This window comes from Faecalibacterium sp. I2-3-92, assembly GCF_023347315.1.
Lineage (GTDB): Bacteria > Bacillota > Clostridia > Oscillospirales > Ruminococcaceae > Faecalibacterium > Faecalibacterium duncaniae.
This window is the reverse complement of sequence record NZ_CP094470.1, coordinates 2128341-2150739: the sequence shown is the minus strand read 5'-3', so window position 1 is coordinate 2150739 and position 22399 is coordinate 2128341. Positions and strand designations below refer to the sequence as shown.

Annotated in this window: 20 protein-coding genes; 15 read left to right on the top strand and 5 right to left on the bottom strand. The window is 54.9% G+C overall.

The window, feature by feature from the left end; genetic code table 11:
* The first annotated feature begins 31 nt into the window (after nt 1-31).
* From rplA to rplL, 3 genes are all read left to right on the top strand, one after another.
* The gene (gene rplA, locus MTP42_RS10545) at nt 32-724 is read left to right on the top strand and encodes a 50S ribosomal protein L1 (RefSeq protein ID WP_005931176.1); all 693 of its coding nucleotides are present in this window, start codon (nt 32-34) and stop codon (nt 722-724) included.
* Nucleotides 725-996: 272 nt separating this feature from the next.
* Nucleotides 997-1512, top strand: coding sequence for a 50S ribosomal protein L10 (gene rplJ / locus MTP42_RS10540; protein WP_005931168.1), 516 nt, complete (start codon nt 997-999; stop codon nt 1510-1512).
* A 70-nt stretch (nt 1513-1582) separates the two neighbouring features.
* Nucleotides 1583-1957, top strand: coding sequence for a 50S ribosomal protein L7/L12 (gene rplL / locus MTP42_RS10535; protein WP_005931165.1), 375 nt, complete (start codon nt 1583-1585; stop codon nt 1955-1957).
* A gap of 169 nt (nt 1958-2126) precedes the next feature.
* Here the strand turns inward: rplL and tsaD are convergent, their stop codons facing one another.
* The 3 genes from tsaD to MTP42_RS10520 all read right to left on the bottom strand — a co-directional run bounded on the left by tsaD (nt 2127) and on the right by MTP42_RS10520 (nt 6006).
* Nucleotides 2127-3134 carry a tRNA (adenosine(37)-N6)-threonylcarbamoyltransferase complex transferase subunit TsaD gene (gene tsaD, locus MTP42_RS10530; protein WP_249257279.1) on the bottom strand — a complete coding sequence of 336 codons (1008 nt, stop codon included), beginning with the start codon at nt 3132-3134 and terminating at the stop codon, nt 2127-2129.
* Nucleotides 3135-3137: 3 nt separating this feature from the next.
* Nucleotides 3138-5696 carry a DNA polymerase I gene (gene polA / locus MTP42_RS10525; RefSeq protein ID WP_249257278.1) on the bottom strand — a complete coding sequence of 853 codons (2559 nt, stop codon included), beginning with the start codon at nt 5694-5696 and terminating at the stop codon, nt 3138-3140.
* 121 nt (nt 5697-5817) lie between these two features.
* Complete coding sequence (locus tag MTP42_RS10520) at nt 5818-6006, bottom strand: ferredoxin (RefSeq protein ID WP_005931159.1); 189 nt, start codon at nt 6004-6006, stop codon at nt 5818-5820.
* Nucleotides 6007-6162: 156 nt separating this feature from the next.
* On the opposite strand from MTP42_RS10520, the gene MTP42_RS10515 reads away from it, so the two are divergent.
* Both MTP42_RS10515 and MTP42_RS10510 read left to right on the top strand, forming a co-directional pair.
* The gene (locus tag MTP42_RS10515; RefSeq protein ID WP_005931157.1) at nt 6163-6504 is read left to right on the top strand and encodes an arsenate reductase family protein; all 342 of its coding nucleotides are present in this window, start codon (nt 6163-6165) and stop codon (nt 6502-6504) included.
* Between the two features lie 114 nt (nt 6505-6618).
* On the top strand, nt 6619-7500 hold the full coding sequence (locus MTP42_RS10510) for an Ice-structuring protein (protein WP_249257277.1): 882 nt from the start codon (nt 6619-6621) through the stop codon (nt 7498-7500).
* Between the two features lie 78 nt (nt 7501-7578).
* Here MTP42_RS10510 and MTP42_RS10505 read toward each other — a convergent pair whose 3' ends face one another.
* The gene (locus tag MTP42_RS10505) at nt 7579-8577 is read right to left on the bottom strand and encodes a glycosyltransferase family 2 protein (RefSeq protein WP_207696976.1); all 999 of its coding nucleotides are present in this window, start codon (nt 8575-8577) and stop codon (nt 7579-7581) included.
* Nucleotides 8578-8866: 289 nt separating this feature from the next.
* Between MTP42_RS10505 and MTP42_RS10500 the strand changes: the two genes are divergently transcribed.
* Nucleotides 8867-9565 (top strand): hypothetical protein, encoded by a 699-nt coding sequence (locus MTP42_RS10500; RefSeq protein ID WP_249257276.1) that lies wholly within the window; start codon nt 8867-8869, stop codon nt 9563-9565.
* A 197-nt stretch (nt 9566-9762) separates the two neighbouring features.
* Here the strand turns inward: MTP42_RS10500 and MTP42_RS10495 are convergent, their stop codons facing one another.
* Entirely contained in the window at nt 9763-10782 is a 1020-nt protein-coding gene (locus MTP42_RS10495) for a SpoIID/LytB domain-containing protein (protein WP_249257275.1), read from the bottom strand.
* Nucleotides 10783-10967: 185 nt separating this feature from the next.
* Here MTP42_RS10495 and MTP42_RS10490 point away from each other — a divergent pair, with 185 nt between their 5' ends.
* The 9 genes from MTP42_RS10490 (at nt 10968) to MTP42_RS10450 (ending at nt 22374) form a co-directional block, all read left to right on the top strand.
* A complete protein-coding gene (locus MTP42_RS10490; protein WP_215666075.1) occupies nt 10968-12338 on the top strand; it encodes a citrate synthase in 1371 nt (456 codons plus the stop codon).
* The gene (locus tag MTP42_RS10485; protein ID WP_249257274.1) at nt 12338-13144 is read left to right on the top strand and encodes a hypothetical protein; all 807 of its coding nucleotides are present in this window, start codon (nt 12338-12340) and stop codon (nt 13142-13144) included. Before MTP42_RS10490 ends, MTP42_RS10485 begins: the two co-directional genes overlap by 1 nt.
* Before the next feature lie 175 nt (nt 13145-13319).
* Complete coding sequence (gene gap / locus MTP42_RS10480; RefSeq protein ID WP_156070061.1) at nt 13320-14351, top strand: type I glyceraldehyde-3-phosphate dehydrogenase; 1032 nt, start codon at nt 13320-13322, stop codon at nt 14349-14351.
* A 154-nt stretch (nt 14352-14505) separates the two neighbouring features.
* Nucleotides 14506-15192: a tyrosine-type recombinase/integrase gene (locus tag MTP42_RS10475; RefSeq protein ID WP_249257273.1), complete on the top strand. Its 687-nt coding sequence runs from the start codon at nt 14506-14508 to the stop codon at nt 15190-15192.
* Nucleotides 15193-15538: 346 nt separating this feature from the next.
* Nucleotides 15539-16693 carry a tyrosine-type recombinase/integrase gene (locus MTP42_RS10470; RefSeq protein ID WP_249257272.1) on the top strand — a complete coding sequence of 385 codons (1155 nt, stop codon included), beginning with the start codon at nt 15539-15541 and terminating at the stop codon, nt 16691-16693.
* 73 nt (nt 16694-16766) lie between these two features.
* Nucleotides 16767-19079, top strand: coding sequence for a Helicase associated domain protein (locus MTP42_RS10465; RefSeq protein WP_249257271.1), 2313 nt, complete (start codon nt 16767-16769; stop codon nt 19077-19079).
* Nucleotides 19060-20421, top strand: coding sequence for a sugar transferase (locus MTP42_RS10460; protein WP_249257270.1), 1362 nt, complete (start codon nt 19060-19062; stop codon nt 20419-20421). The genes MTP42_RS10465 and MTP42_RS10460 overlap by 20 nt, the downstream gene beginning before the upstream one ends.
* Nucleotides 20418-21239 (top strand): glycosyltransferase family 2 protein, encoded by an 822-nt coding sequence (locus MTP42_RS10455; protein ID WP_249257269.1) that lies wholly within the window; start codon nt 20418-20420, stop codon nt 21237-21239. The genes MTP42_RS10460 and MTP42_RS10455 overlap by 4 nt, the downstream gene beginning before the upstream one ends.
* Nucleotides 21240-21438: 199 nt before the next feature.
* Entirely contained in the window at nt 21439-22374 is a 936-nt protein-coding gene (locus MTP42_RS10450; protein WP_179859440.1) for a hypothetical protein, read from the top strand.
* Nucleotides 22375-22399: the final 25 nt, after the last annotated feature.

Genomic DNA, 22399 nt, shown 5'->3' with positions numbered 1-22399 from the left:
CTGCCCGCATGACCACATAGGAGGATATACAATGAAACATGGCAAGCACTATGTCGATGCTGCTAAGCAGGTCGATTTTTCTAAGCTGTATGATATGAACGAGGCTCTGGAGCTGGCTTGCAAGACCGCTTCTGCCAAGTTCGACGAGACCGTTGAGCTGCACGTCCGCCTGGGCGTTGACGGCCGCCACGCTGACCAGCAGGTCCGCGGCGCTGTTGTTCTGCCCAACGGCACCGGCAAGACTGTCCGCGTCTGCGCCATTGCTAAGGGCGCTGCTGCCGCTGCTGCTGAGGCAGCCGGCGCTGACATCGTGGGTGATGACGAGCTGATCGCACGCATCGCCGGCGGTTTCATGGACTTCGACGTTGTTGTCACCACCCCCGACATGATGGGCCGCGTTGGCCGTCTTGGTAAGGTTCTGGGCCCCCGCGGCCTGATGCCCAACCCCAAGGCCGGTACCGTTGCTCCCGACCTGGGCAAGGCTGTTACCGAGGCTAAGGCTGGTAAGATCGAGTACCGTCTGGACAAGCAGAACATCATCCACGTTCCCGTGGGCAAGGCATCCTTTGGCGCTGAGAAGCTGTACACCAACCTGGATACCGTGATGAGCGCTATTGCAAAGGCAAAGCCCGCTGCTGCAAAGGGTACCTACTTCAAGAGCGCTACCATCGCCACCACCATGGGCCCTGGCATCCGTCTGAACACCCTGAAGTACGGTGTCTAATTTGAAGCTTTGAAGTTTTTTCTGTCATCCTGACGGATGACAGAAAAAATCTTTAAAAATTCAAAAAAGCGCTTGACAACACCGCGCGTTTGCGGTAAAATAATGATGCTGTTTTTGAGACAGCAGGTGCTGGAGTCCAGCGTAAGGTACAAACCGCCTGCCGAGAAACGCGCGTAAAGTTGTTTTATGCCTCTTTCTCGACACAGTGCGGGAAAGAGGCTTTTTCGTTGCTCCGGCTTTCGATACAAGTTTTTGAAATGAGGTGAAACCGAATGCCCAGTGCAAAGATTCTTTCTGAAAAGCAGGCTTATGTCGCTGATCTGAAGGCAAAGTTTGAGAGTGCGGTTTCCGGCTGCGTCGTCGCTTACGGCGGTATCAACGTCGAGAACGACACCAAGCTCCGTAAGGAGCTGCGTGAGGCAGGCGTTGATTACATGGTCGTGAAGAACACCATGCTGCGTCTGGCTGTCAAGGGTACCTCCCTGGAGGGCCTGGCTGAGAACTTCAAGGGTGACACTGCTGTTGCCTTTGCTCACGAAGAAGACCCCATGTCCGCTGCCCGCATCCTGTGCAAGTACCAGGATGGCGATAAGTCCAAGAAGTTCGTCGTGAAGGCTGGCTTCATGGAAGGCAAGGTCATGGACGCTGCCGAGACCAACGCCATCGCAAAGCTGCCCAACCGCGAGGGTATGCTGTCCATGTTCGCAGGTGCTCTTACCAGCACTCTGTCCGGTCTGGCTGTTGCTATGCAGGCCTACGCCGACAAGCAGGAGGAGCCCGCTGCCTAATGGCTGCGTGACCGCTGCTTAACACAAAACTGAAACAAACAAAAACCATTGATATTGGAGGGTTATTACCATGGCTTCTGAGAAGATTACTGCCATCATCGAGTCCGTTAAGGGCCTGACCGTTCTGGAGCTGAAAGAGCTGATCGACGCTTACTGCGAGGAGTTCGGTGTTTCTGCTGTTGCTGCTGCTGCTCCCGCTGCTGCTGGCGCTGCTGCTGCCGCTGAGGAAGAGAAGACCGAGTTCGACGTTATCCTGGCTGAGGCTGGCGCTACCAAGATGCAGGTCATCAAGCTGGTCAAGGAGATCACCGGTCTGGGCCTGAAGGAAGCAAAGGCTATCGTTGACGGCGCTCCCAAGGCTGTCAAGGAGAAGGCTTCCAAGGCTGAGGCTGAGGACATCAAGAAGAAGCTGGAAGAGGCTGGCGCTAAGGTCGAGATCAAGTAATTTGATCCCTTCTGAACGTTCTTTCTTGAATTCTTATTCTTGAAACAAAAGGCACTCTCGCTGAAAGGCGAGGGTGCCTTTTTGGTTGTGCGCCCGCAGCAGGGCAAAAAGCTCCCGGAGCGGTGCGGCATTCAGTGCCACTGCTCCGGGAGCTTTGATTTTGCTTCGTTTATTCGTAGTCGATGGGCAGGGTGGGCAGACCGTTCAGATCAAGGCCTGCCGTGTGGCCCGCCATGTACTGGTAGTAGCCCTGCGCCGCGATCATTGCGCCGTTGTCGCCGCAGAATTTCAGCTCAGGCAGATAGACCTTGGCCCCCAGCTTCTGGGCACCATCGTTCACCAGCTGACGCAGGCGGCCGTTGGCGGCCACGCCGCCCGCCAGACAGACCTGCTTTGCCCCGGTGTCGGCAGCGGCCAGCAGCAGCTTTTCGGCCAGAATGCCCGCAATGCGCTCCTGAAAGCTTGCCGCCAGATCAGGCACGTTGATCTCCTCGTTCTTCATCTGGGCCTTGTTCACCTCGTTCAGCACAGCGGTTTTCAGGCCGGAGAAGCTGACGTTGTACTTGCCGTCCACATGGGGTACCGGCAGGCGGTAGGCCTTGGGGTCGCCTGTTTTGGCGGCATTTGCCACGCTGGGGCCGCCGGGATAGGGCAGACCCAGGGTGCGGGCGACCTTGTCAAAGGCTTCACCGGCGGCATCGTCCACGGTGTGGCCCAGAATGTGGTAGTGGGTGTAGTCCTGCACCTCCACGATATGGCTGTGGCCGCCGGATGCCACCAGACAGAGGAAGGGCGGCTTGAGCTCCGGATGGGTCAGGTAGAGGGCCGCAATATGGCCCCGCAGATGATGCACCGGAACCAGCGGCTTGTTGGCAGAATAGGCCAGCCCCTTGGCAAAGTTCACACCCACCAGCACCGCGCCGATCAGGCCCGGCGCAAAGGTGACAGCCACCGCGTCCACATCGTCCATGGTCTTGCCAGCATCCAGCAGGGTTTTTTTGACCGTGGCGCTGATGAACTCGCAGTGGCGGCGGCTGGCGATCTCAGGGACCACGCCGCCATAAAGAGCCTGCTCCTTGACACTGGTGGAGATGACGTTGCTCAGCAGGCGGCGGCCATCCTCCACAAGGGATGCGGCGGTCTCGTCGCAGGTGGATTCGATTCCTAAAACGATCATAGTTCAGTGGGCCTCCAGCCAGTTTTTGCCAGTATGCACATCGGTGCTCAGGGGCACCGCGTAGTGCACGCAGCCTTCCATTTCCTCCCGCAGGATCTGCGCGGCCTTTTCGGCCTCCGCCTCCGGGGCTTCCACGATCAATTCATCGTGGACCGTCAGAATCAGGCGGCTTTCCATCTTTTCGTTCCGCAGCCGCCGCCAGACACGCACCATGGCCAGCTTGATAACATCAGCGGCCGTGCCCTGAATGGGGGTGTTGCGGGCCATCCGTTCGCCGCTGGCCCGGATGTTGTGGTTGTTGCTGTTCAGCTCCGGCAGGGCGCGGCGGCGGCCGAACAGGGTGGAAACGTAGCCGCACTGGCGGGCATCCGCAATGGTTTTTTCCATATAACCGTCGATATTGGGGAAGGTGGCCAGATAGGTCTGCAGGAAGGCCTCTGCTTCCTTGACGCTCACGCCGATGTCCTTGGAAAGGCTGTAAGCGCCCTTGCCGTACATGATGCCAAAGTTGATGGCCTTGGCGCTGGAACGCAGGCGGGGCGTGACATCCTCAGGCCGGATGTTGTAGATCTTGGCTGCGGTGCTGCGGTGGATGTCGGCACCGGAGAGGAACGCCTCCTGCATGTGTGCGTCGCCGGTGACATGGGCCAGGATGCGAAGTTCGATCTGGCTGTAATCGGCATCCACCAGCACGCAGCCGGGCTTTGCCACAAAGTAGGCGCGGAGCTTGCTGCCCATCTCGGTGCGGATGGGAATGTTCTGCAGGTTGGGATTGTCAGAGGAGAGCCGCCCGGTGCGGGCCTCGGTCTGGTTGAAACGGGTGTGGATGCGGCCATCCTCGCCAATGACCTTGAGCAGACCCTCCACATAGGTGGAGTTCAGCTTCTGGCAGGCACGGTACTGGAGAATGTCCTCGACCAGCGGGATGTCCCGCAGCTTTTCCAGTGTCTCGGCATCGGTGGACCAGCCGTTCTTTGTCTTTTTGCTGTGGGGCAGGCCCATGGTATCAAAGAGCAGGGTGCCCAGCTGTTTGGGGCTGTTGGGGTTGAAATCGGAGGTGCCTGCCTCCATCTCGATGCGGGTCAGCACCTGGTCCAGCTCCTGCCGCAGCTGCACGCCGAAGGCTTCGATGCCCTCACGGTCTACAAGGATGCCGGTGCGGGTCATATCGGCCAGCACCTGTGCCAGCGGGAATTCAATGTTGTTGTAGAGCTCGTCCTCTCCATTTTCAGTGATCTCCGCCTTCATTTTGGCGAACAGGTCTGCCAGGAAACCGGCATCGGGGTACTCCTCACAGGAGAACGCTGACCTTGCATGGTAGCTGGTGGCAAGGGTGGTGAGCAGATAGTGGGAAGCGGAAGCGTCCAGCAGGTAGGCGGCCAGCTTGCCGTCCCAGACGATGCTGCTGCCCCAGCTGCCTGCGGCCATGGCTCTGGCGTAGAGGGGAGCGGAATCGAATACGTCCAGCGTCACCTTGGGGTCGTCCAGCAGGGAGACTAGCTCCTCCTCGGAGAGGGGATACACGGTGGTGTCCTGCACGGCGTACCAGGCCTCCGGCTGCACGATCGCGCTCTTTTTGCCCAGAACGGCGGGGCGTGCGGCCACCAGATAGTGGCCGGAAGGCTCTGCGGGCAGGGACGCAATGGCTGCGTCCACCTCCGGCAGGGTATCGGGGTCCTGTTCCGGAACGATGCCGTCCAGCCCGAACCGGGTGATGAGGGTCTGGATCTCCAGCTCCTGCATCAGACGGACAGCGGCGGGCTTGTTGCCCTCGGTCACCTTGTAGGCCCCTTCCGCTGTGTCGATGGGGGCATCGGTGCGGATGGTGCCCAGCGTGTGACTGAGGTAGGCATCCTCCCGGCAGGCCAGCAGGTTTTCCCGCTGCCGGGGCTTGATGATCGGGCTGTCCAGGTGGTCGTACACGCTGTCTAGGGTGCCGAAGTTCTTGACCAGGGTCATGGCGGTCTTTTCGCCAATGCCCTTCACGCCCGGAATGTTGTCGGAGGTGTCGCCCATCAGGCTCTTCACCTCGATGAGCTGCTTGGGCTCAATGCCGTACTTTTCGTGGATGGCATCCAGATCCATGGTCTCCGTTTTGCTGCGGCCCATGGCGCTGGTGGCCAGCAGCACGGTGGTGGTCTCGCTCACCAGCTGCAGGCTGTCGCGGTCTCCCGTGGCCAGAAAGCAGTCGTCCCTGCGGGCCTCGCAGGCAGCGGCCAGCGTGCCCAGAATGTCGTCGGCCTCCCAGCCCTTTGCCGATACCTGGCGGTAGCCCAGGTCGGTGAGCAGTTCTTTCAGGATGGGCATCTGCTGGGCCAGCTCGTCCGGCATGGCGTGGCGGGTGCCCTTGTAGCCGTCATACATTTCGTGGCGGAAGGTGGGGTGCTTCAGATCGAAGGCCACGGCCACCTCGTCGGGCTCACACTCCCGGAGCAGGGAATTCATAATATTCAAAAAGCCGAAGATGGCATTGGTATAGCGGCCGTCCTTGGTGGTCAGCAGCTTGATGCCGTAAAAGGCACGGTTGGCAATGCTGTTGCCGTCAATGACCAGTAAACGCATAGTCAGTCTCCTCCATTGCATTATAACTCAATTTATAGTATAACACAAAATGGGGGCCAGCGGGGGATTTTTGCAGAAAAAACAAAAATGCCCTCCCGTGTTGGGAAGGCAGGCGAAGGTGTTACTCCGAGATGGTGATGGCACTCACCGGGCAAGCCTGTGCGGCTTCCACGGCGGTGGGTACGGTGTCGGGCGGCAGCTCGCCCGGCACAGCGACGGCCAGGATGCCTGTCATCTGGAACACCTCGGGGCAGATCCCGGTGCACTGGGTGCAGCCGATGCAGAGATCGGGGTCAACGAATGCTTTCATGGGAAGTTCCTCTCTTTCTGAAATGGCTCGCCCTTCGTTCAATCTCAGGGTCGGCTTGTGATAAAGCAAGTATGGACGGAAAGAAGATGAATTATCCCTAGGTTTTTTCCGGCAGATATGATACAATAGAGCACACAGGATCCAGGAGGAAAAACGATGAACATTCAGATCTTTGGCACCAGCAAGTGCTTTGATACCAAAAAGGCCCAGCGCTATTTCAAGGAGCGGGGCATCAAGTTCCAGATGATCGACCTGAAGGAAAAAGAGATGAGCCGGGGCGAGTTTGAGAACGTGGCCCGCGCGCTGGGCGGCTGGGAGCAGCTGGTGAACCCGGCGGCAAAGGATAAGCAGACGCTGGCCCTGCTGGATGCACTGGTGGATTGGCAGAAGGAGGACAAGCTGTTCGAAAATCAGCAGCTCTTCAAAACGCCCATCGTGCGCAACGGCAAAAAGGCCACCGTGGGCTACCAGCCCGAGATCTGGAAAACGTGGGAATAAATCGCGCTTTCACAAAAAATCCACGCCCCGGGTTTTGCACCGGCGGGCAGTTTGTGGTATACTGAAAGCTGGTATTTCCCCAAAAGATGACCTGATTTAGGAGACGATAACGATATGAAGACCTATATGACCCCGGAAGAACACGCCCGGCTCCACCGCCGCCGCGCCCGGCAGACCCTTGGCCTGCTGATCGCCGTGCTGGCGCTGGTGGGCATTGTAACGGTCGTGCGGGCCGGTGTGAAGGGTGTGGCCACCCTGTTTGACGACACCCAGCAGAAAGCGGAATATGAGGACCGGCTGGAAGGTCTGGTCCTGTTCGACCCGCTGCCCTTTGACGGCATCGAGAACATCGATGATCTGACCCTGCGCGAAGCCGCCGTCTGGGGCTGCGTGTACAGCATCCAGGAGACCCAGGGAAGCTTTGATAACTACAACACGGACCCCGACACCGAACAGCTGCTGCTGCCCTCGGTGGATGTGGATGCCTATCTGGCAAAGCTGGTGGGCCCCAGCTTCAAGCTGACCCACAAGAGCTTTGAGATGGACGACATGACTGTCGAGTTCGATGAGACGACCCAGTGCTATAAGATCCCCGTCACCGGCAGCGTGGGCACCTTCCGCGCTACCGTCACCAGACTGTTCAAGAAGGACGGCCTGCTCCACGTTACCGTGGGCTATATCCCCACCCAGAGCAGTGATGACAGCATCCTGAACACCTCGTCCGACACGCCCACCAAGTATATGGATTACCTGTTCAGCCGCCAGAGCGGCAGCTGGTACCTGACCGGCCTGACCGACAGCGAGACCAAGCCTGAATCTGCCGACAGTGCAGCCTCTGCCGCGGAGCCTGCCCCGCTGGCCGAGAGTGAGGTCAACGATGCCATCCTTGCAACCGCAGGCGATTCTGCCGCCGCCAGCGCCGTTGCTGACGAGGCTGCCCCGGTGGAAGAGGCGGCGGAGAGCACCCCGGCTTCCTCTGAGAGCCCGGCGGCATAACCGAAAACCGAAATCTGACAGAACACCCCTGCACGGAATGTGTGAAGCATTCCACGCAGGGGTGTTTTTGTTTCCAGATTACTTCAGATCAAATCTGACCACGACCAGACGATACCACAGGTAGGGCACCATGTTCCAGATCATCCACAGCTCCATGAGGATATAGTTGGGCAGATCCTTCAGGCGGAAGGGGCGCTTGCCAAGCCTCCCCTCCTTGAGCAGGGCAAAGGCTTCGTGCATTCCCTTGTCCCAGGCTTCGCCAAAGCCCTGCTTGTGGAACTTGTAGCACTTGAGCAGATAGCCCAGCGCCAGCGGAAGAAAGTTCAGGATGAGCATGAGCAGCGGCTCGTTCTTGAGGGGGAGCAGGATGCTGTTCCGGCCGCTCTGCTGGCTCTTGAAGGCGTTGTACTTCACCGCGCCGGTGCTGGCACCGCAGATGTGGTAGCATTTTGCGGTGGGGCAGAGGACACACTTGTAGCCTGCGTTGTTGGCACGCCAGCTCAGGTCCACATCCTCAAAGTAGGCGAAGAAGTTCTCGTCAAAGGTGCCGATCTCCTCCAGAATGCTCTTGCGGTAGAGCGCCGCGCCGCCGCAGGCCGAGAAGATGCGCTTCTGTTTGGTGTAGCGGCTGGCCCGGCGGCCGTCGCCGGTCTTGCAGGCAAAGCCCATCCAGGTGACGTAATCACCGGCATCGTCGGCCAGCTCCCGTTCAAAGTGGCGGAGCATCAGGCTCTGCACGGCAAAAATTTTGGGATCGGTCTCGGCGGTGCGGATGAGTTCGGCCAGCCAGTCGGGCTCGGCAAAGGCATCGTTGTTGAACATGACCACATACTCGCCCTTGGCCCGGGCAATGCCCTGATTCACGGCGTGGGAGAAGCCGGTGTTGGTGCCGTTTTCGATCAGGGTGAAGTTGGGGCGGCCGCAGTAGCTGCGGGCCTGCTCCAGACTTTCATCGGTGGAACCGTTGTCCACGATGATGAGCTCAAAATCCTGCTCTGTCTGGGCATAGACCGACTCGATGGAGTCCTTGAGCCAGCCTTTGCCGTTGATGTTGGGGATGACGATGGTTGCTTTCATATATAAATGCTCCTGAAAAATCAACTTCAAGGCAGATTATACCATAATTGCGTTGAAAAAGAAACCGGCAGTTGAGAGAAGGCGTGGAAGGCACAATGAAAAACTTTTCCGGACCTTTGTAGCAAATAACCAACCACTTCACTGCACGATTGTGCAATCTGCCCTTGAATTGTGACCAAAGCGTGTAAATATTGAGAAAATGGCTGCAAAACTGTTTACAAAAGAGTAACAGAATGATATACTTTACACCAGTGAATGAAACGCTCTTTTGTGAAGAAAGGATACTGACGTGGAAACAGCCAAGCACTTTGGAAGCAAACTTCGGAAAACTCTCGCTGCCCTGCTTGCAACGATGGCCCTGATGGCCGTGCTGCTCCCCGGGGCACTGGCCGTGGACCTGAACGTTGATGTTGGGTTCTACTTCAAACAGAGCCGGGGCGGCACCTGCACCCTGGCCTCTGCCGCAATGATGCTTCGCCGCCGGGCCTATCTGGACGGGATGGACAGCTGGGTGGATGTGACCGAAAACGGCATTAAGAGCACGGCCTGGTCGGGCGGGCTCTCCCACAGCTTTACATACAACGATATGCATGTGGGTTATGCGACCCTGCCTTCGGGCAAGGCGGCCAAGACGGGAGCGCTGGTCTCCATTCTGGCAGAGCATCCGGAGGGCATCGTGCTGTACGACCGCACCAGACCCCATGCCGTGCTCCTGACGGACTACACCGACGGCGTGTTCTACTGTTCCGATCCTTCCAACGGCGTTGCCTCTGGCCGTGTGCCGCTGTCTGCCGCCAGCATCTCCATTGGCGGCGCGTCCTGCTATTGGTACATCACCGAGGATGGCAATGACGATGGTCTGGAGCTTCTGGAAGAGGCTGTGCAGGCGGAGGAAGCCGCCGTGGAAACTGAGACTGCGGCAGAGACTGAAGTCGCTGCTGGCGAGGAAAGCAGCAGTCAGGATTGGTGGACGAGCCTGTTTGGCTGAATATTGATCTTTTGGGCGGCTGGCCGTTGGGTCAGCTGCCTTTTTTATTAGCATCCTCACCCTCTCAGGCCGCTTCGCGTCCAGCTCTCCCAAAGGGAGAGCTTTTGACAAAACCGCAAACCTTGCATTTACTGCCAAGGCCTCCCACTTTGGGGGAGGTGGCATCGCGTAAGCGATGACGGAGAGGGTGAGCCCGTTCACCTCCGCAGCTCTGTCCCCGGGAAATAGTGCGCCAGAATTTCCTCCGCGCTCTGTCCCTGTTCGGCCAGCGCCTTGGCACCCCACTGGCTCAGACCCACACCGTGGCCATAGCCCTTGGTGGTGAGGAGAAAGCTGCCCTCCTGATACTGCACCGTGAAGCAGGCGCTCCGCAGGCCCAGCGCTTTGCGCAGGGCCGGGCCGGTGACGCTCTGCCCACAGACAGGCAGGGAGGCTACATAGCCCGAAGGGGTGAGCGCGGCCTCTCCGAACCAGCTGGCAGGTGCGGCAGGGTCAGGGAGCAGGCCCAGCCCGGTGAGAGTCTGCTGCATCTGCTCGGCGGTGAATTGGACGGTATAAAGGTAGTTGTCCGCATTGAGGTCGGTGGAGCTGTCCACGGCCACAAGATAGGGAAGGGCAGTGCCCCAGACGTTTTCGCTGGCTTCAGTCATGCCGTTGGAGATGGCAAAGTAGCTTGTCCCGGCGGGGGCGCTGCCATAGTAGAGCACATCGGTCAGCACACTGTCCACCAGCGCCGAGAGGCGGGCATAGTTTTCCTCATAGGCGGTGCCCCAGTAGCTGCGGAGGACTGCATCTGTTAAGTATCCCTGCCGCCGGACGGGGTCCACGCTCAGCCAGCCGGAAGCCGGTTCGGCGGCATGGTCGCGGCAGTAGAGGGCATAGCTGTGGGCCGCGATGGCCTGCGCCTTGAGCGCCTCGTCCGGCCAGCTGATGGGCATTTCCGCCGCCACGGCCCCGATCAAATATTCCCGCCGGGGCACCGAAACCACGGCCCCGGTGCTCTGGTCGGCCAGCAGAAAGCTCTCGCTGTCCTGATCGGAGGGCGGCACGGCGGCGCTGTCCGGGGCGGCTTCCGAAGCCGCAGTGCCCGGCAGAGGAGCAGAAGAAGCACCCTGTGCCGGGCCGAACACCGCCAGTGTCAGCCGGTAACCGGCGATCGGCAGGAGTGTGCCCAGCACCAGCAGCAGGGCGCAGAGGAGAAAGAATGTCTTTTTCATCGTAGTTTTCCCTCCCGGACAGGCATTTTTCTGGGCTCAGTGTACCAGTACGGCGGGGTGAAAAAGCGCACATTTCATCCAAGACTTGAATTTACTTCACAAAAGCGCTATCATAAGGGTGTGCCATCATGGTGGATGGCCGGAAAGTATATAAGAGAGAAATAAGAGAAAGGGGAAATTCGCGCATGAACTATACCCATGCAGAAGTGGCGTCGCTGGACCCGCAGACCATGCGGACGCTGTGTGAAGAGTATCTGGCAAACAACTACATCGACCCGGAGACGAGCGAACGTCTCGGTGTCAAGCGCGGCCTGCGCAACCCGGATGGCACCGGTGTGCTGGCAGGCCTGACCAATGTCTGTGACGTTGTGGGCTACAAAAAGGATCAGGAGGGGCATGTCATTCCCATTCCGGGTCGTCTGATCTATCGCGGTGTGGACATCAACGAGATCGTGAACGAGGCCTACCGCAATGACCGCTTTGTGTTTGAAGAGGTCATCTGGCTGCTGCTGTTCGGCAGCCTGCCCACCCAGGAGCAGCTGGACGAGTTCTGTGAGCTGCTGGCAGAGCACCGCGCCCTGCCCGATGGCTTTATGGATACCATGAATGCTCCTTCGCCCAATATTATGAACAAGATGCAGCGGTGCGTGCTGGGCCTGTATTCCTACGACGAGCACGCCGAGGATCTGACGCTGGAGAATATCCTGAACCAGAGCATCAACCTGATCGCCAGTATGCCCACCATGATGGTGAACGCTTACCAGATGAAGCGCCGCTATTATGATAAGCAGAGCATGTTCTTCCACATGCCCAAGCCCGGCCAGAGCACCGCGGAGCACATCCTGAGCACCTACCGCCCGGACCAGAAGTTCACCCACGAGGAAGCCAAGCTGCTGGATATGTGCCTGCTGGTCCACGCAGACCACGGCGGCGGCAACTGCTCCACCTTTACCGCCCGTGTGCTGTCCTCCTCGGGCACCGACACCTACTCGGCCATTGCAGCCGCCATTGGCGCGCTGAAGGGCCCCAAGCACGGCGGTGCCAACCTGATGGTCAACCGTCAGCTGCAGGATATCCTCAAGCATGTGGAGCACCCGGAGGATGACGATGAGGTGCGCGAGTATCTGCGCCGCATCCTGCGCAAGCAGGCGGGCGACGGCTCCGGCCTGATCTACGGCATGGGCCATGCGGTCTATACCATGAGCGACCCCCGTGAGGTCATCCTGAAGGAGCGCGCCAAGCACCTGGCCTACGAGAAGGGCTTTGAGGAAGAGTACAACATGCTGTGCAGCATCGAGCGGCTGGCTCCCGATATCTTTGCCGAGGAGAAGGGCAGCAGCAAGCCGGTGTGCGCCAATGTGGACCTGTTCAGCGGCCTGATCTACAACATGCTGGGCATCTCTGAGGATATCTACACCCCGCTGTTCGCCATTGCCCGTGTGCCGGGTTGGTGCGCACACCGGGTGGAGGAAGTCATTTTTGCCAACCGGATCATCCGGCCCGCCTATAAGTATCTGGGCGTGCGCCAGAAATATAAACCGATCGAGGAACGCTGATGAACGCTTTATTTGTGCTGATTTTCACCTGTGGTGGTGCCCTTGCCATTGGGCGCGGGCTTGATCTTGCCCTGTGGACGGACTGGAACACCGGCCTGTGCACGGCGGGCTCTGTCTGGCTGCGGTACGGCGGCCTGTGGGTAGCGCTGGTCGTTGGCATCATCGCCGCCCGGAAGCTTGCTCGCCAGCCCCTTGTTCTGCGCAGTGCGTGCAGGCCGGTGGGAGTTACATCGGTGCTGGGCGGCGTGTGTGTCGGCCTGGCCGGTGCGGTGCGTCTGGCAGTGGGCATGACCGGCGTTGGTGCGCTGGTGCGTGCCGTGCTGGAGCTGGCGTGCGCTGTCTGGCTGATCTGGCTGGGCCGCAGCTGGACGCATAAGGGAGAATACCGTCTGCCCGGCCGGAGCATGACCCCGGCGGTGCTTGGCACGGCGGTGTTCTACTGGGGGGTGCTGAGCCGCTTTATGGAGAACAGCTCCAGCTGGCACCGGGTGGAGCCGACTGCCATGGTCTGGCAGATGCTGGCTGCGCTGGTGTTTCTTTCGGCGATGGTCCGCGCCCTCTGGCTGCCGGAAACGTCCAACGGCTGTCAGCTGTGCGAGGCCGGGATCTGCACGTTCCTGCTCTGCTTCTGCTGGGAGCTGCCCCGGGTGCTGGTGCTGCTGTTCCACGGCATCACGGCGGCTGACCTGCCCGAGGTGCTGTTTGGCTTTGGCATGTGCTGCATCGGCGTGCTGGGGCTTTTCACTGTGGCGCGGGTGGCAGGAAGTGACGGAAGGCCTGCAATACCCCGACACGCCGTTGGTTGAATTGCTGAAAAGATTCCCATAAAAGCTGTGAAAATCGTTCAAAAACAAAAAAGTGTGAAATTACCTTGTTAATTTTTTGGCGGGCACTTGAAGGTTTCCGCGATTTGGTCTATAATAAAGCTACCGTGATTATTATCCGATAAAAGGGTAAGAACATTTAGGAGGTACTATTAACATGGCTGTTAGAGTTGCTATCAATGGTTTTGGTCGTATTGGCCGTCTGGCTTTCCGTCAGATGTTTGATGCTGAGGGTTACGAGGTTGTTGCAATCAACGATCTGACCAGCCCCAAGATGCTGGCTCACCTGCTGAAGTACGATACCGCTCAGGGTTCCTTCTGCGGTAAGATCGGCGAAGGCAAGCACACTGTCGAGGCTACCGAGGATTCCATCATCGTCGACGGCAAGGAGATCAAGATCTACGCTGTTAAGGACGCAAAGGATGCTCCCTGGGGCGAACTGAATGTTGATGTCGTTCTGGAGTGCACCGGCTTCTACACCAGCAAGGAGAAGAGCATGGCTCACATCCAGGCTGGCGCAAAGAAGGTCGTTATCTCTGCTCCCGCAGGCAACGACCTGAAGACCATTGTCTTCTCCGTCAACGAGAAGACTCTGACCGCTGAGGATCAGGTCATCTCTGCTGCTTCCTGCACCACCAACTGCCTGGCTCCCATGGCTGACACCCTGAACAAGACCTACCCCATCGTTTCCGGCATCATGACCACTGTTCATGCTTACACCGGCGACCAGATGATCCTGGATGGTCCTCAGCGCAAGGGCGACCTGCGCCGTGCTCGTGCTGGCGCACAGAACATCGTTCCCAACAGCACCGGCGCTGCTAAGGCTATCGGCCTGGTTATCCCCGAGCTGAACGGCAAGCTGATCGGCTCTGCTCAGCGTGTGCCCGTTCCCACCGGTTCTACCACCATCCTGGTTGCCGTTGTCAAGGGCAAGGATATCACCAAGGAGTCCATCAATGCTGCTATGAAGGCTGCTACCTCTGAGTCCTTCGGCTACAACGAGGATCCGATCGTTTCTTCCGATGTCATCGGCATGCGTTACGGCTCTCTGTTCGACGCTACCCAGACCATGGTCGCTAAGATCGACGACGACACCTATCAGGTTCAGGTCGTGTCTTGGTACGACAACGAGAACTCCTACACCTCTCAGATGGTCCGTACCATTAAGTACTTCGCTGAGAACTGCTGATCTCGTAGCTGCGATAAAAATTAAATGATTTGTTGACTGGAGTTTGTCTTGTTCAACTACGAACAAGCCTGATTTGGTACGACAACCATTATAGAGATTTTTGCACCCTTTCTTTTGTGGTTCTTCCATGAGAGAAAGGGTGTTTTTTATGTGTTTGAAAGATCTCCGCGACGAATTTTTGTACGACTGCGAATGCCGCCATCTTGCCAAAGGCTCCCTGCGCAACTACCGGGCAGCGACTCGATTTCTGGTGGACTTTCTGGAATCGAAGCACATCACTGAACTGGAGGAGGTCAAGCCACACCACATCCGGGATCTGATGAAGGAAAAGCAGGACATGGGCAGTACGCCACGGTACATCAATGATCTGCTCAAAGTCTGGCGGACCTGGTTCAATTATCTGGTGACCGAGGGTTATCTGGATGAACGGGATAACCCGGCCAAGAAGGTGAAGCCTCTTCGTCAGCCCAAAACCATCATTGATACCTTTACCGTGGATGAGATGAGGCGGATGATCCGGTTTTATGATGGGACGGATTTCCTGTCGGTGAGGAATAAGACCATCATTATGTTGTTGTTCGATACCGGGATGCGCTGCAATGAGATGATCTTGATGGAGCCGGAAGACATCAAACCGGACTATATTCTGGTCAAGCATGGCAAGGGCAGCAAGGAACGCGTGGTGCCAAAGTCGCCTGCGTTGTCCAAGCAGCTGATGAAGTATCGCACCCTACGGGATGCCTATTTAAAGGAATACCCCAGTCGCCACAAGAACCTGTTTCTCAGCAAAAACGGGAAGCCTTTGACGGATGAAGCGGTTGCCCGGATGCTGAAACATTAAAATCTATCAACAGAAGGCCTCTGCCTTTCACAGAAATGTGATGGGCAGGGGCCTTTTTGCGTTAAGGAGAAGGTTGCTCAAAAAAGAAAAAAGTATCCTCCACATAGAAAATGGAGGATACCGTTCCTTTGACATCGTTGTCTATAGTCTCATCCTATTTTATCATGGTTATATCTGGGATTCAATAGAAATCATCATAAATGTATCACATTTGACCCTGAAAAAACATCGCGAAGGCCGGATTGTTTTTGTGCCATGCCCAGTTCTGTATAATAATTCCAGCTGTAAACGAAGATGGAGAAAATAAGGGGTCAGATGAGGGTCTAAACAGCAGGAGGAAACAGCGATGGCGCGACGGGGAGAAAACATTCGCAAGCGTAAGGACGGTCGGTGGGAAGGCAGGTACATCAAGGCGCGCACACCAGAGGGGAAGATCCAATGGGGTTACGTTTACGGAACGGCCTATGTGGAGGTCAAACGGGTGCTGATTCAAAGGAAAGCCGAGGCGGGCTTTTACAACCTGAATCGAACTGACCTGACCTTTGAAGCACTAGCCGAGGTATGGCTGCATTCCCTGCGGAACAGTATAAAAGAATCCACCTATGCGCATTATTCGTACACACTGCACAAGTATCTTCTTCCGGTTTTGAGCAAAGTGCCCGTTGCATCCCTTGAGGAAAGCTTTCTGGAGCAGGCCATGCATCAGATCGTTGCGCCCACAGATGCCGCACACAAACCGCTGGGAAACTCCTCTGCCCGGGAATGTCTCTCCATGCTGCGCCGCATCTGCAAATATGCCGCTCATTTACGTCTGATTCGTCCAATGGAGCTGGAAGTTGCGTTGCCAAAAGCCAGCGACAAAATTTCTGCGCCTCTCTCCCCGGCGGAACAGCAGCGACTTCATCAATATGTACAGGCGAACCCTACGCCTCGCAAAATCGGCTTATTATTCGGACTTGAATTAGGTTTGCGTATTGGTGAGATCTGCGGCTTGCAATGGGGCGATTTTGACCTGAAACTCGGCACGCTGAACATCAATCGGACGGTCTGCAGAATTTCCTGTGGAAACGGCCATACAAAGGTGGTCATCCAGACACCCAAAACCCGCACCTCCCGCCGGGAAATTCCAATCCCGAATCAGCTGCTTATTATGCTGAAAAAGCTGCGCGGAAAAGCCAGCAATGCTGCATGGTTCCTGTCCGGCAGCGAGTCCAAGCCCACAGAACCCCGCTGCTACCGGAAAAGCATCAAAGCGTATCTGAAGCAGGCGACCGTCCGGCAAGTACGTCCGCACGCGCTGCGACACACCTTTGCTACCACCTGTTTGCAGGCGGGGTGCGATGTAAAGACCCTTAGCGAGCTGTTGGGACATGCCAACGCCAACATCACCTTGCAGCGCTATGTGCATTCTGACCTGATCCGAAAGCGTCGGGAGATGAATCGGATATTTTCCCATCAGGTGTCTATGAGGGGCGGAAAAGCGTTAAATCTAATTGAATAACGCCATATTTTGCTCACAGTCCTCCATTTTCTATGTGAAGGATACCCCTGAATTGCGGAAAGGGGTGAACAAGGTGGCACTGCGTCTGTTCGAGCACAACGAGAAAGCATATCATGCGGCAGTCCGGATGATGGAGCAGTATGGCAAGGCCGCCATTGTCCACCCGACCGGCACTGGAAAGAGCTACATTGCGTTCAAGCTGATCGAAGACAACCCGGAGAAGGTTGTGATCTGGCTTTCTTCCAGTGAATATATCTTCAAGACACAGCTGGAGAGCCTGAAAAGGAACGACCCGGATTTTCCGCTGGCAAACGTTCACTTTTATACCTATGCCAAACTGATGTGCTGCACCCAGGCGCAACTGGATGATATCGCAGCGCAGAAACCTGCCTATATTATACTCGATGAATTCCACCGTGCCGGTGCGGAATGTTGGGGCGAAAGTACGGTGGCTTTGTTAAAGTTATGCCCGGACGCAAGACTGCTGGGCTTGACAGCGACAAACATCCGATATCTGGATAATAACCGTGACATGGCCGAAGAGCTTTTTGACAGCCGTGTTGCGAGCGACATGACCCTTGGCGAAGCAATCGTCAGGGGTATTTTGCCTGCTCCGAACTATGTGACTACCGTCTATCAGTACCAGAAAGACTTGGCACGCTATCAGACAAGGGTGGATAATCTGCGTTCTGCTGGAATTCAGGACGTAAATCAAAAATATCTGGATGCCCTGCGCCGGGCGTTGGAACAGGCGGATGGTCTGGACAGGGTCTTTGCCCATCATATCACGAACAAGTCCGGAAAGTACATCGTGTTCTGCGCCAACAAGGAGCACATGGACGAAATGATCTCTCATGTGCCGGAGTGGTTTGCAAAGGTGAATGCGGAAGTGGCGGTCTACGAAGCCTACTCGGATGACCCCGGTACAGACAAGGCGTTTGCCGACTTCAAGGCCGATGAAAGTGACCGCCTGAAGTTGCTGTTTTGCATCGACATGCTGAACGAGGGAGTTCATGTAGAAGGCATTTCAGGTGTCATCCTGTTTCGGCCTACTATCTCACCTATTATCTACAAACAGCAGATTGGCCGTGCACTAACTGCGGGAGATAATTCCGCTCCACTTATCCTCGATGTTGTCAACAACTTCGAAGGACTATGCAGCATTGCGGGTCTGCAAGGCGAGATGCAGGAGGCAGTCTACCGCCTGAATGCCAACGGTGAGGGCGATAAGATCGTCACCGAGCGGTTTGAGGTCATCGAGCAGGTGCACGACTGCCGGGTGCTGTTTGAGCGGCTGCAAGCAAGCTTGTCCTCTAGTTGGGACCATTATTTTTCGGAGGCAAGCATTTACTATGCGGAGCATGGTAGCCTGAATATTCCAAAGCGTTATACCACACCGGCGGGATTGAGCCTTGGCGAATGGCTGACGACCCAGCGCCGTGTTCGTGCGGGACAGATTCCGGGGAACTTGACCGAACAGCAAATAGCACGGCTGGACAGCATCGGGATGGAGTGGGACAACCGCAACGATGCCGCATGGGAACGTGGTCTGGAAGAAGCGAGAAAATTTCGGGAACAGTTTGGGAATTTGCAGGTTCCGGCGAAATACAAAACGAAAGATGACTATCCTCTGGGAAAGTGGATCAACAATGCGCGGAAACGCCGAAGCGATGGAAAGCTGACGAAAGAACGCATCCGACAGTTGGATCAGATGGGAATGATATGGAGCGTATTTGATGCCAAATGGGAACAGGGATATGCACTTGCGGCAGTCTATGCGCAGGAGTATGGAAATCTGGATGTTCCACGAGATTATAAAACAGCAGATGGAAAAACGCTTGGTCGCTGGATTCAAAATCAAGAACTAGCCTATGAGCAGAAAAAGTTGTCTGCGGATCAGATCAAACGACTGGAAACCATAGGAATGCAGTGGGGCAGTCGCTATGACCGACAGTGGAATGAGGTTTATCAGGCAGCGAAACGGTATTTTGAGGCAAATGGAAACCTTGATGTCCCGGTGGCCTATGCTTCACCGGAGGGCTATGCTCTTGGAAAATGGGTGCGGCGGCAGCAGTATGCATATCGGAATCCGGAGAAGAGCAATGCAATTTTATCACAAGAGCGCATTGAGTTGCTGGATGCCATCGGAATGCAGTGGGAGAAACCGGACTCGTGGCAGCACCGGTACGAACTGGCGCAGGAGTATAAAAGATGCCATGGAAATCTGGATATTCCAGCAAAATACAAGACTGCGGATGGCATTTGGCTGAGCCGATGGGTGTACAACCAGAAACGGCAGCTGCAAAGCGGGTCGGAAAAGTTGAGCGAAGAGCAAAAGAAAAAGCTAAAGGAGTTATTGGGGTATTATGTCAAAATTTCAGCATGATGTGATGTTGAAGATCGTAAAAATCATCGATTTGATAATGATCACAATTCCGTTTGCACTTTGTTGGGAGCTGTATTATTCGTATCAGGTCTATGCAAAGTTTGGCTGGAGGGGCAACTGGACCATGATCGGTCTGTTTGCGGTGTTGTTCTTTCTGTTGGGTAAAGTCTACGATGCGTTCTGGATGTCTTTGCAGCGCATTTCAGAGTTGATCTATGGACAGGTACTGGCAGCCATGGCAACTGATGGCATTCTGTACGTTGTCATCTGCCTGATGGCCCGGCGGCTCTGCAATCTTCTGCCGGGCATCGCAGCGATTGCCGGACAGATCCTGATGGCCTCAATCTGGGCGAAGTTGGCGCATGGATGGTACTTTAATACATTCCAGGCCCAGCCGACTGCAGTCGTTTATGATGTTCGTCATGGATTGGAAAAGCTCATCAATGAGTACGGTCTTTCAAAAAAATACGATGTCAAGATGACATTGAACGTGGAAGAATGCCTGAACGACCTGAGCCTGCTGGATGGAATGCAGAGCGTGTTCATCAGCGGTGTCCACAGCCATGAGCGCAATATCATCCTGAAATACTGTGTGGGACAGGGCATCAATGTGTTTGTGATCCCTCGTGTGGGCGATGTGATTATGAGCGGTGCCCAGCCGATGCATATGTTCCATCTGCCCATGCTGCGTGTGGGGCGCTATATGGCAAGCCCGGAATTTCTGTTTGTGAAACGGGCAATGGACATTGTGATCTCACTGGCAGCACTGGTTATCCTGAGTCCGTTGTTTCTGATTACGGCTATTGCCGTCAAGTCCGATGGTGGCCCGGCTTTTTACAAGCAGGTTCGCCTTACCAAAGACGGCAAACCGTTCGAGATCCTGAAGTTCCGTTCTATGCGTGTGGATGCCGAAAAGGACGGCGTAGCCCGGCTTTCCACCGGCGACAAGGATGACCGTATCACGAAGGTGGGCCATATCATCCGAGCCTGCCGTCTGGATGAACTTCCTCAGCTTTTAAATATCCTCCGGGGAGACTTGTCCATTGTGGGGCCCCGCCCGGAACGCCCTGAGATCGCTGCCCAGTATTGCGAAGAGATGCCAGAGTTTTCGTTGCGGCTTCAAGCAAAGGCTGGCTTGACCGGTTATGCACAGGTGTACGGCAAGTACAATACCACTCCCTATGACAAGTTGCAGATGGACCTGATGTACATTGCACATCCCAGCCTGATCGAGGATCTGAAAATCATGCTGGCGACCGTGAAGATTTTGTTTATGCCGGAGAGCACGGAAGGTGTGGCAGAGGGTGCTACTACGGCGATGGGACAGGAGACAGAAGAATGATGCAGAATTACAGTGTCTTGATGTCCGTTTATTATAAGGAAAAGCCAGAATACCTCGAGCAAGCAATTGAAAGTGTTCAATCACAGACGTTCCCAACTGATGATTTCATACTGGTATGTGACGGACCACTGAATGATGCGCTGGACAAGGTGATTGCCAAAAAGCAGCGAGAGATGGGGATAACTTTAAATGTGGTTCGCCTTGCTAAGAACGGTGGACTTGGCAATGCACTGAATGAGGGCATCAAACATTGCAAAAATGAACTGGTTGCCAGAATGGACAGTGATGATATTGCGTATCCGGATCGCTGTGAAAAACAGATGGCGGTATTCAACGTACATCCAGAAGTAAGTATCTGCTCTGGCATCGTGGAAGAGTTTACTACTGATCCGAATACCGTCGATGCGAAGCGTGTGCCACCGGAGACGAATGCGGAAATTGTGGAATTTGCAAAGAAGCGCAATCCGTTTAATCATCCCTGCGTGATGTATAAGAAATCCGCAGTCGAAGCTGTTGGTTCTTATCAGGACTTCTACTTGTTGGAGGACTATTACCTTTGGCTCCGGATGCTGATGGCGGGGTATCAAGGCTACAACATTCAAGAGCCGTTGCTCCATATGAGGGCCGGCTTGGATATGTACCTGCGGCGTGCCGGTTGGAAGTATATCAAGGCGCAGACAAAGCTGTTCAAGTTTATGAAACAGCAAGGCTTTATAGGGAAAGGGCAGTACATAAAAAGCTGTGTGATTCGTAGCGGGTCAGCGTTGGCTCCGAATTGGCTACGGAGGTTTATGTTTGAGAAAATGCTGAGAAAGTAGATCTCGTTGGACTGGGAAAATGTGTATGAAAATTAGGATAAACAAAAATACATTGGCATGTGCATTCTGGACTGTCTCTATGATGGCGTACATGTTTCAGTGTTACCAGAGAGAGCTTGCAACATTAATTGTCCCATGTCTGGCGACATTTCTTTTGCTCGAGAGTAATCATATGAAATTCCAATCGTACAGAAGTTGGATGCCATTATACTGCTTTTTCTTTTTTTATCTGACAATTTCAGGGATAATTTCGTATATAAATGGCTCGTCTATTGGAAGTATGCTACGGTTTTATTTGATTCTTTTGGCAATTCCATTGGCACAATGTGTAAGAGAACCTAATTTTCATGCAGAATGGATAGTTCTTAAAATACTTGCGGTGGTTAAGGCGAGTACAGTTTTGCTTACATGGATAGATGTTTTCATCAAACAGGATTATCAATCCTACCGTATGTGGGCAAAAAGTACGGGGGCGGGAGATATCTATATTTTAAACGGCATACCGCGAGTACAAATTTTAGGAACAAGTATATTTGTGACACTGTTTATCTGTGAATTCATGAAAGAACGCAGATTGACATTTTACGGAGCACTAATGGCAGTAACTGCCCTTGCGGCAGGAAATTCGGCATACGTTTTGGGAATATTTGCTTTTGTAGTGTTTTATTATGGTCCGGTACTTCTGAAATGGATTAAAAAGAAACACTGGAAATTGATCTTCGTTATTCCAATTTCAATAGTGATGGTTACAGTATTTGGATTCTATTCGTTGAGATCGATGAAGGTAAAGGCAGAATTTTCAAATGCGGTTCGAGTAGAACAAATTCAGGTGCTAACGGAAACAAATCCCATTATCGGGAGTGGTTTAGGACATAACGTCAGTGGCGGAGGAGTGTGGAGGCAGTATGATGGCGATACGTATTTCGAATTACAAACGCTATATATCTACAATCAAATTGGAATAATTGGACTAGGAACTTTTTATTTACTGACACTTATTCCATATGCTAGACAAAAAAAGAGAAAAAAACTTATGTGCTATATAACATACCTGATTTACACCTTTTTTAATCCGTACTGTTTTGATAGCACACATATATTTGCAGTTCTGCTAATTACTAATTGTGTTGAATAAAATTGCCAACTTATTGATTCTGGCA

Excerpts from the sequence above, each read along its gene's own strand:
- MTP42_RS10505 (WP_207696976.1), bottom strand. The coding sequence starts at position 8,577 with ATGAAAGCAACCATCGTCATCCCCAACATCAACGGCAAAGGCTGGCTC.
- gap (WP_156070061.1), top strand. The coding sequence starts at position 13,320 with ATGGCTGTTAGAGTTGCTATCAATGGTTTTGGTCGTATTGGCCGTCTG.
- MTP42_RS10515 (WP_005931157.1), top strand. The coding sequence starts at position 6,163 with ATGAACATTCAGATCTTTGGCACCAGCAAGTGCTTTGATACCAAAAAG.
- MTP42_RS10470 (WP_249257272.1), top strand. The coding sequence starts at position 15,539 with ATGGCGCGACGGGGAGAAAACATTCGCAAGCGTAAGGACGGTCGGTGG.
- MTP42_RS10450 (WP_179859440.1), top strand. The coding sequence starts at position 21,439 with ATGCCATTATACTGCTTTTTCTTTTTTTATCTGACAATTTCAGGGATA.
- MTP42_RS10510 (WP_249257277.1), top strand. The coding sequence starts at position 6,619 with ATGAAGACCTATATGACCCCGGAAGAACACGCCCGGCTCCACCGCCGC.
- MTP42_RS10520 (WP_005931159.1), bottom strand. The coding sequence starts at position 6,006 with ATGAAAGCATTCGTTGACCCCGATCTCTGCATCGGCTGCACCCAGTGC.
- rplL (WP_005931165.1), top strand. The coding sequence starts at position 1,583 with ATGGCTTCTGAGAAGATTACTGCCATCATCGAGTCCGTTAAGGGCCTG.
- MTP42_RS10460 (WP_249257270.1), top strand. The coding sequence starts at position 19,060 with ATGTCAAAATTTCAGCATGATGTGATGTTGAAGATCGTAAAAATCATC.
- MTP42_RS10455 (WP_249257269.1), top strand. The coding sequence starts at position 20,418 with ATGATGCAGAATTACAGTGTCTTGATGTCCGTTTATTATAAGGAAAAG.
- rplA (WP_005931176.1), top strand. The coding sequence starts at position 32 with ATGAAACATGGCAAGCACTATGTCGATGCTGCTAAGCAGGTCGATTTT.
- polA (WP_249257278.1), bottom strand. The coding sequence starts at position 5,696 with ATGCGTTTACTGGTCATTGACGGCAACAGCATTGCCAACCGTGCCTTT.
- rplJ (WP_005931168.1), top strand. The coding sequence starts at position 997 with ATGCCCAGTGCAAAGATTCTTTCTGAAAAGCAGGCTTATGTCGCTGAT.
- tsaD (WP_249257279.1), bottom strand. The coding sequence starts at position 3,134 with ATGATCGTTTTAGGAATCGAATCCACCTGCGACGAGACCGCCGCATCC.
- MTP42_RS10495 (WP_249257275.1), bottom strand. The coding sequence starts at position 10,782 with ATGAAAAAGACATTCTTTCTCCTCTGCGCCCTGCTGCTGGTGCTGGGC.
- MTP42_RS10485 (WP_249257274.1), top strand. The coding sequence starts at position 12,338 with ATGAACGCTTTATTTGTGCTGATTTTCACCTGTGGTGGTGCCCTTGCC.
- MTP42_RS10490 (WP_215666075.1), top strand. The coding sequence starts at position 10,968 with ATGAACTATACCCATGCAGAAGTGGCGTCGCTGGACCCGCAGACCATG.